At 50.4% G+C, this 8,025-nt stretch carries 6 protein-coding genes; all 6 read left to right on the top strand.

What is annotated here, in order from left to right; translation table 11 throughout:
• Positions 1-62: 62 nt before the first annotated feature.
• Positions 63-2,492: a BREX-1 system adenine-specific DNA-methyltransferase PglX gene (pglX, locus tag Q358_RS18355; RefSeq protein ID WP_084286578.1), complete on the top strand. Its 2,430-nt coding sequence runs from the start codon at positions 63-65 to the stop codon at positions 2,490-2,492.
• On the top strand, positions 2,489-3,685 hold the full coding sequence (locus tag Q358_RS17580; protein ID WP_051530401.1) for an AAA family ATPase: 1,197 nt from the start codon (positions 2,489-2,491) through the stop codon (positions 3,683-3,685). Before pglX ends, Q358_RS17580 begins: the two co-directional genes overlap by 4 nt.
• On the top strand, positions 3,663-4,412 hold the full coding sequence (locus Q358_RS18710; RefSeq protein WP_156940937.1) for a hypothetical protein: 750 nt from the start codon (positions 3,663-3,665) through the stop codon (positions 4,410-4,412). The genes Q358_RS17580 and Q358_RS18710 overlap by 23 nt, the downstream gene beginning before the upstream one ends.
• Before the next feature lie 182 nt (positions 4,413-4,594).
• Positions 4,595-5,005: a hypothetical protein gene (locus Q358_RS18705; RefSeq protein ID WP_156940936.1), complete on the top strand. Its 411-nt coding sequence runs from the start codon at positions 4,595-4,597 to the stop codon at positions 5,003-5,005.
• The gene (locus tag Q358_RS18700) at positions 4,975-5,748 is read left to right on the top strand and encodes a hypothetical protein (protein ID WP_156940935.1); all 774 of its coding nucleotides are present in this window, start codon (positions 4,975-4,977) and stop codon (positions 5,746-5,748) included. Before Q358_RS18705 ends, Q358_RS18700 begins: the two co-directional genes overlap by 31 nt.
• A 31-nt stretch (positions 5,749-5,779) precedes the next feature.
• The coding region (gene pglZ, locus Q358_RS0113690) for a BREX-1 system phosphatase PglZ type A (RefSeq protein ID WP_245598328.1) at positions 5,780-8,025 on the top strand (2,246 nt) is incomplete at its 3' end.

The raw sequence follows: 8,025 nt of genomic DNA, 5'->3' as shown, positions 1-8,025 counted from the left end.
GCCGGCACAGTGCAATTGGGATGATCAGCCCAGAGGCTTTCGAAGCTCAAATGATCGCTTAGATCGGTGTCCACCAATGCTGGGTAAGATCAGAGCTCTCCAGTAACGACAACACCTACAAGGCCATCGTCGACCTGATCGAGCGCTTCGAGGACGCCAAGACCTTCGGCTCGCTTATTGAGGTACCCAATAGCTTTGAAACGCCGCTCAAGTCCCTGCTGGAGGAAATCAGTGAGCTCGCCGACAGCGGCGACACCATGCAGAAGACTGCTGCAAGGCAGTTGATACCCATAGTGCAGCAGGCGTGGGTATTGGCGCAGCGCTACGATGCGGTGATTGCGAACCCGCCCTATATGGGTAGCAAGGGCATGAACAAGGCGCTGAAAAGTTTCGCCAGAAACACATATCCTAATAGCAAATCCGACCTATTTGCGATATTTATTGAGCATGGGTTTAAACTTTTGAATGAGTACGCTTTCAATGCCATGGTGACCATGCAAAGCTGGATGTTCCTATCCAGCTACAAAAAAATGCGTGAAGAGCTTCTGAGGGAACGCACTATCGACAATATGGTGCATATGGGAAACGGCGTCATGAAAATTGCCTTTGGCACTAGCGCCACCGTTTTCAAAACCTTTCATGTCGCCGGCATGAAAGGTTTTTTCACTTACATAGAAGCTGGCGACATAATTGATAGCGGCGAGCCACTTGAGTTTCCGGCCAAAAATGATCGACTGAAAGTGATGGCGCCGGATAGCTTTAAAAAAATTCCGGGCAGCCCAGTAGCGTATTGGACTTCCTCGGCTATACGTGAGTGCTTTTCAAAGAATCCGAGCTTTTCAAAATTTTCAGACACGCGAATAGGCTTGATAACAGGGGATAACGATAGGTATATCAGGCTCTGGCATGAGGTTTCAAAAGATAAGGTTGGATTTGTTAGCTCAAGGGTGGAAGCCGAAAAGTCGAAAAAAAAATGGTTCCCTCAATCTAAAGGCGGGGACTTTAGGCGTTGGTATGGAAATAATGAGTCAGTTTTGGACTGGTCAAATGACGGCAGCGAGCTGCAAAATCGTATGCATGACTCAGGAACCCGTACCCTCGCCCACAATTTCAACCTAGACTGCATCTTCAAGAAAGGAATTACGTGGACTAAGATTTCATCAGGAAAATTTGGAGCAAGATATCAGTCAGAGGGTTTTTTGTTTAATGACGCTTCGGCAAATGCCTTTCCCATCAATGATGATTATGAGCTGATACTGTTAGCATTTCTTTGCTCAAAGCTTCCAGAAGAAATGCTGAAAGCCATGAATCCAACTATAAATTTTTTGCCCGGGAATATTGGCTCTTTGCCAGTCGTCAAGCACCTTTTTTCAAATCATACGCTATCTGGAAATTCAAAAAACCTGATTAACTTGTCTAAAGATGATTGGGATTCTTTTGAAACCTCATGGGATTTCACTATACTCCCGATTGTTAGTCGCTGCGGGGAGATACTACCCCTAAGTACTTGCTACGAAAGAGTTAAATTTCATTGGCAAGAAATGATACAGGAAATGCAGTGCCTGGAAGAAGAAAATAATCGCCTTTTTATCGACGCCTATGGCCTGCAAAATGAGCTATCATCCGAAGTTCCACTAGAAGAAGTCACCCTTACCTGCAACCCGCGATACCGATATGGTGGCAAGAAGAACGAAGAAGAACTGGAAACGATGCTCCAGTGCGATAGTATGGAAGAGCTTGTGTCCTATGCCATCGGCTGTATGATGGGCCGCTACTCACTGGACAAGTCTGGGCTAATCCTCGCCAGTCAAGGCGAAACCATCCGTGATTACCTCGCCCAGATCCCCGAGCCCAGCTTCGCACCGGATAAAAACGCCATTATCCCGTTGACCGATCAGGAGTGGTTCTCAGATGATGCCACCAACCGCTTCCGCGATTTCGTCCGCACCGTCTGGGGAGAGGAGCACCTCCAGGAAAACCTCGACTTCGTGGCCGAAAGCCTCTGCCTGCATGCCATTAAGCCCAAGAAGGGTGAAGCCGCGCTGGACACTATCCGCCGCTACCTGAGCACGCAGTTCTATAAAGACCACCTACGCACCTACAAGAAGCGCCCCATCTACTGGCTGTTTAGCTCCGGCAAGCAGAAAGCCTTTGAATGCCTGGTCTACCTGCACCGCTACAACGAGAGCACCCTCGCCGAGATGCGTACCGACTATGTAATCCCCCTCACCGAGAAGCTCGCCAGCTACGTCGAGAAGCTGGAGCAGGACAAGGAACCCAGCGCCTCCGCCGCCGAAGCCAAGCGCATCGAGAAGGAGCTGAGTAAGCTCTACAAGCAGCAGGCCGAGCTCAACGCTTTCGACGAAAAGCTACGCCACTATGCCGACCAGCGGATCTCGCTAGATTTGGATGATGGGGTGAAGGTGAACTATGGGAAATTTGGGGATTTGTTGGCGGAAGTGAAAGATGTCACTGGAGTCAAGCCAAAATGATAAGAAAGTTTTACATCGACAACTTCAAGTCGCTGATTGGTTTTGAGCTGAATCTGACAGCGTTTTCCTGCCTTGTAGGGCTGAACGGAGCCGGGAAGTCCACAGTGCTGCAGGCACTGGATTTTATCTCCCATCAGATGCGTGGCGATATAAAAGGATGGTTGGCTGAACGTCAGTGGAAGCCAGGAGATATAGGCTCCAAGCTGACAGCCAAGAAAAATATCGAAATTTCGGTTACGGTGGAGTCGAAAGATTATGGTTTGATCGAGTGGTCGGCTAGCTTCAATCGACAGTCGTTACGCTGTACTGCGGAAGAGGTTTTTTGTGGAAACGTGAGACTTTTGAAAGTAGAGGATGGCGAATTTTTCCTAAATAGAGGCGTTAAATCAGTAGGTTGGCGACAAGAAAGCCAAAGCATCATGTTTGACTATCAAGGCTCGATTCTGTCTCAGATCAAGGATAATCGTCTTGAAAATGAGCTTCAGATATTAAAAGATTCGCTGGCCAAGATCCGATCGTTGGACCTGATCTCGCCGGAACACCTTCGCCAGCGAACCCGTGATTCCGCTGGGCACCTAGGGTTGGGTGGGCAAAAGCTCTCGGCATTTCTGCACGAGCAGGGCGGCGATGCTCGCCAACGGCTGCTGGAAAAGCTGCAAACTGTATATCCCCAACTGGCTAGCATCGATACACGCTCGTTGCGCTCAGGGTGGAAACACTTGGATATTTCAGAGAGGTTTTCTGAAAAAAATATTAAAACCCCGGCGCGCCACGTCAATGACGGCATGTTAAGGCTTTTGGCAGTGTTATCACAGCTTACCGATCAAGAGCACTTCTTGCTATTTGATGAGATTGAGAATGGGATTAACCAAGAATTGGTTGAGTTTCTCGTCGATACGCTAGTAGCTAGTGATCAACAAATCGTGGTGACGACACATAGCCCAGTTGTACTTAATTTTCTAGAAGATGAGGTTGCTAAGCAAGGAGTAATCTACCTCTACAAGACATCTTCTGGTGCCACGCAGGCTATCCGCTTATTCGAAATTCCATCTTTGGCAGAGAAGTTGAACTTAATGGGTCCTGGTGAAGTATTTCTCGATACTCACTTGGTTGAGCTAGATAAGGAAATTAAAGTATTAAAATTGCTAGGAGTTGATTTGGAGGGCAAGGATGCATTTACTGCTGAGCGGTGAGGGGGTAAGTGATATCGGTGGGTGCTATCCCGCGTCGGAGCAGTGTCAAGCGCAGACGTTTCAACCTGGGCCGATGGCGTGGATGGTGGATCACTGGTTAGAACACTGCCAAGATTATGAGTTTTCATATCTGGAGAATGGCCTCGTTCACTTTGTCAGTAAGTCTTATCTTGTGAAAAACAAACCACAGGTCGGTAAAAGGCCAAAACTTCGGCGTGGCAAAAAAGACAGGGGAGAGACTTCCTTCTTTTACAATAATGCCAGAGTGCTGGCTCAGAAAGCGATGGCATTGGAAAATGAGTTAAATGATACGGTTATTGCCGTTTTGTTTCGCGACGCGGATGGGACCGCATCGGCTGGGCGTGGTGAATGGAAAGCTAAATATAAATCCATTCTCAATGGCTTTGCTGATGAAGGTTTTGAGTATGGGGTGGCAATGCTCCCAAAGCCAAAATCAGAGGCTTGGCTTCTGTGCGCATTGAAACCTGAATCACCATATCAGCATTGTGGAAGACTAGAGTTAGAGTCTGGTAATGATCGCGGGAAAAACCCGTTGAAGGATCAGCTCAGTGATGCACTAAATAGTAACTCTTCAGCCGAGGAATTAGCGGAATTGGCGCAAAATCGTGTGATTAGGGTTGAAGATATTGAAATGATCTCACTCCATGCTTTTAAAGAGCGTATGGAGGAGGTTGTTAGGCTTGTTAATCCCCCTTGCAATAGTTGATTTTATCAAGTAGACGTTATGACTAAAAACTTCAGCTTTAGGTAGATGAATTTAATTTTAAGTAGCATTTTTTCCTGATTTTTTTTGCTTTTAATCTGCGTGAGCTTAAATTAAAAAGTTGAGTTTGTTTTAGTGTTAAGACTCTCAGGGTTTGAACTTTCGGCTGTTGTAAGGGGGTATTGATGGTCAATGGGCCAGAGGATTGGTATGGTGCCTTCACCGATGATGAGATTGCCGCGGGAGTTATCTCATTTTACGATTATGACGATGGTTTTTTCAGCAATAGATCCAGCTTAAAACCATCAGATGTTTTTGATGTTGGTTTGCCTATTTCACGAGAAGAATTCTTGCTTGATGTTGTGAAAAATATATGGGAGGAAGGCTTCAGTCTAATAGAAATAGAAGATCAGTGTTACGAAGAGTTTGGGCAATACGATTATAATTTTTTCGATGGTCTTACTTTTTCAAAAGAGAATCTACATATATTCTGTTTAAAACTTTTTGCTATGAAAAACGAGACTACGATGTTTACTCAGTTTCTGTCAGATATCTCATGGAGTTTATGCGTGATACGGGCTTGCCTTTTAATATAGACGGGGACTGGGTGGTTTGGGATAAGGTGAATGATTCTGTAGCTGTGTCTGAAAATCGCTATAATCCAGCTTGGTGTAACATCAAGCTGGTTATCCCAAAATGCTATGATAAATATTTCGCCACAAGATTAATGGCGCGATCTTTTTTGAGTAATGAGTACAGCATTAAACCTATTCTTTTGCGTAGCGAACATATTTCCGCTGCAAAAAAAATGGAGACAGTACCATTCGAAACCCCAGCTAAAATTCATGAAGAAAGCTATTCAGAATATGAGTTATTGACTTACCTTCCTTCTGGAGATTTTTTTAGTCTTCCTCTCAAGGAAGCCTGTGCAAAATTTCCTATAGTGTCAACTAGGGCTGGTATATACAAAGTATGTGATGATAAGGTTGTCAACCTGCTTGACTATCCATCAATGCTTGGTGATGCTTTTCTATTGAATTCTGTTTCACAGGAGTCTCTGAGATATTTTATTAAAAAAGATTTCGGAACAGTTTTCGATCCTTGCTTTACTCCAATTTACAGGATAGATGAAGGTGTAGATTTTCTAAATAAAGTTTATGTAACAAGCGGATATCATCCACTGAATTTCTTTTTTGACCGGAATAAAAGAGTTCAAAACTTTGTTAGCTCCCTCGACCTCGTATCTTTCGCCAAAAAAACACTTTCGAAACATGGTGTAGAAGTCAAGATTGAGAGAAAGAATATATCAACTGAGTCATGTAGTTTTAAAATAAAATGACACTGTAGCCACGTTGGTCAGGGAGAGTCTGGTGTATAAAACTTCAGGAATATTGGAATCGATAGCTGACAAGTTTAATCAAGATGGATCAAGGTTAGTGTTTTGGTATGATCCGCCTGGACATTTCGCCGAAGCATTGGATGAGCTCTCCCTAGATGGCGTGCAGATCCTCAATATGGCGGGGCATTCCACCTTTGGCGTGAAGTTGCGCCTGGAGCTGGAGGAGCCGAAAACACCGACGCTGCTCTACTTCCCCTACGCCGAGCCGGCGCCGGAAGAAGACTGGCTCTTGGACATCAAGCTCTGCTCCGGGCGCTTCTATGCCGATCAGCTCTCGATGACCTTCAACGAGCTAGGCCTGACGCGGCATGTGCTGCGTGATCATCTGGCGAAGCGGCAGGCGTTTCTGGGCAGCCGCAAGCGTGTTGAAACGCTCAAGCGCCTGGTCACGCCGGAGATGGACGAGGATGGCCTAGATCTGGCCATGTGCGCTGCCGTGGTGGGGGGGGCCGCCGGCGATGTTGCCACGCTGCTGTTTCACCTTGGTGATGAGGCAGTGGCAGAAGAGACAGGGCTGGAGGGCAATCCCTCCTCGCTGGAGGAGATGGCCAAGTACGCCCTGGTGCCGAGCCTGGTGCGGGCTCTGCAGCTGGAGGTGGGTTATCCCGCGAGCCAGGCGGAACTCAGCGGGGATGCGCCGCTGCCGTTCGGCCAGCTGATGCTGCGCCTGCTGACCACCGGCTACTGCGAGAGCATCTCCGAGATCCCCGACTGGGCGCAGAGCCATGCCATCGCCTCGGTGAATGCTCGGGCCACCTCACGGGCACTGCTCTCCCGCTGGCGGGACAGCTCACGCTTCTACCCGGCCTTCGATGTGATCTCTGGTTGGGTTGCAGAGGCGCTGCGCATCGAGGACAAGATTCGCGACGTGCCCTTGGAGCGGCTGGCCAATGTGGCGACCTTCGAGGTGGTCGAGAAGCAGATCATCGTCGACCTGTGTCAGGCCATCCCCCAGGCCGATGTGCGCGACCTAGAGATGTTCCGCGGCATCATCGCCGAACGCCTGGACGGCTACTGGGCCTCGCGGCACAAGAACGACGAGCGGCGTGCGCGCTATCGCCAGTTCTATGCCGCCCTTAGCGCCGCCATCGACCTGTTTGCCCTGCGACAGCAGCATCTCAACGGCTTCCACTATGAGAGCGTCGAGGCGCTCTACCACGCCTACAGCACCGAGCTCTACCGCTTCGATACCGCCTACCGCCACTATGCGGTGGCCTCCGACAGCACCGGCGTGGAACTGCTCAAGAAGCTCGATGAGGCGGTGGAGCGCTGCTACGACGAGTGGTTCCTGGGCCAGCTCACCCGCAACTGGAGCGAGCGCATCGACGCCGAGGGGCGCCTGCACGACTGGAAGCTGCCGCGCATCCCCAACCAGCAGCACTTCTTCCGCGACGTGGTGCGCCCGCACCTGGACGCACATCGCAACAAGCGCCTGGTGGTGATCATCAGCGACGCCTTCCGCTATGAAGCGGCCGAAGAGCTGCGCGAACGCATCAACGCCAAGCGCTACAGCGAGGCCACCTTGGGCAGTCAACTCGGCGTGGTACCCAGTTACACCACCTTGGGCATGGCCTCGCTGCTGCCGCATCGCGAGCTCAGCTACCAGTCCGGCAGCGACAGCGTGCTGGTGGATGGCAAGTCCAGTCAGGGCACCGAGAACCGCAGCCAGCGCCTGAGCGCCGCCGTGAGCGGCCAGGCCATGGCCGTGACCGCCGAGGAGGTGAAGGGCTGGTCCCGCGAGCAGGGGCGCGAGGCGATCAAGGGCATGCAGCTGGTCTACGTCTACCACAACGTGGTGGACGCCCGGGGGGATACCGCCAGCACCGAGAGCGAGACCTTCGCCGCGGTGGAGGACGCCATCGAGGAGCTCGATACGCTCACCCGCAAGATCCTCATGCACCTCAACACCAGCACCGTGCTGGTCACCGCCGATCATGGCTTCCTGTTCCAGCGCAGCAAGCTGGACGCCACCGACCGCACCAGCCTGACCGAGAAGCCGGCCGGCGCCTTCAAGAGCAAGAAGCGCTACGTGCTCGGGACGAACCTGCCCGACAACCCCAGCGTGTGGCACGGCCACACCCGCGAGACCGCCGGCACCACCTGTGAGACAGAGTTCTGGATTCCCAAGGGCGCGCACCGCTTCCACTTCGTCGGCGGCGCCCGCTTCGTGCATGGCGGCATCATGCCCCAGGAGATCGTCGTGCCGGTGCTCACCGT

Origin of the sequence: Halomonas halodenitrificans DSM 735 (assembly GCF_000620045.1) — a bacterium.
GTDB lineage: Bacteria > Pseudomonadota > Gammaproteobacteria > Pseudomonadales > Halomonadaceae > Halomonas > Halomonas halodenitrificans.
The sequence above is the reverse complement of the archived record's forward strand: the minus strand, read 5'-3'. Positions and strand labels throughout refer to the sequence as shown.

Bases quoted from the DNA above. Each gene is read 5' to 3' on its own strand.
- Q358_RS18700 (WP_156940935.1), top strand. From the start codon at position 4,975: ATGCGTGATACGGGCTTGCCTTTTAATATAGACGGGGACTGGGTGGTT.
- Q358_RS18705 (WP_156940936.1), top strand. From the start codon at position 4,595: ATGGTCAATGGGCCAGAGGATTGGTATGGTGCCTTCACCGATGATGAG.
- Q358_RS17580 (WP_051530401.1), top strand. From the start codon at position 2,489: ATGATAAGAAAGTTTTACATCGACAACTTCAAGTCGCTGATTGGTTTT.
- Q358_RS18710 (WP_156940937.1), top strand. From the start codon at position 3,663: ATGCATTTACTGCTGAGCGGTGAGGGGGTAAGTGATATCGGTGGGTGC.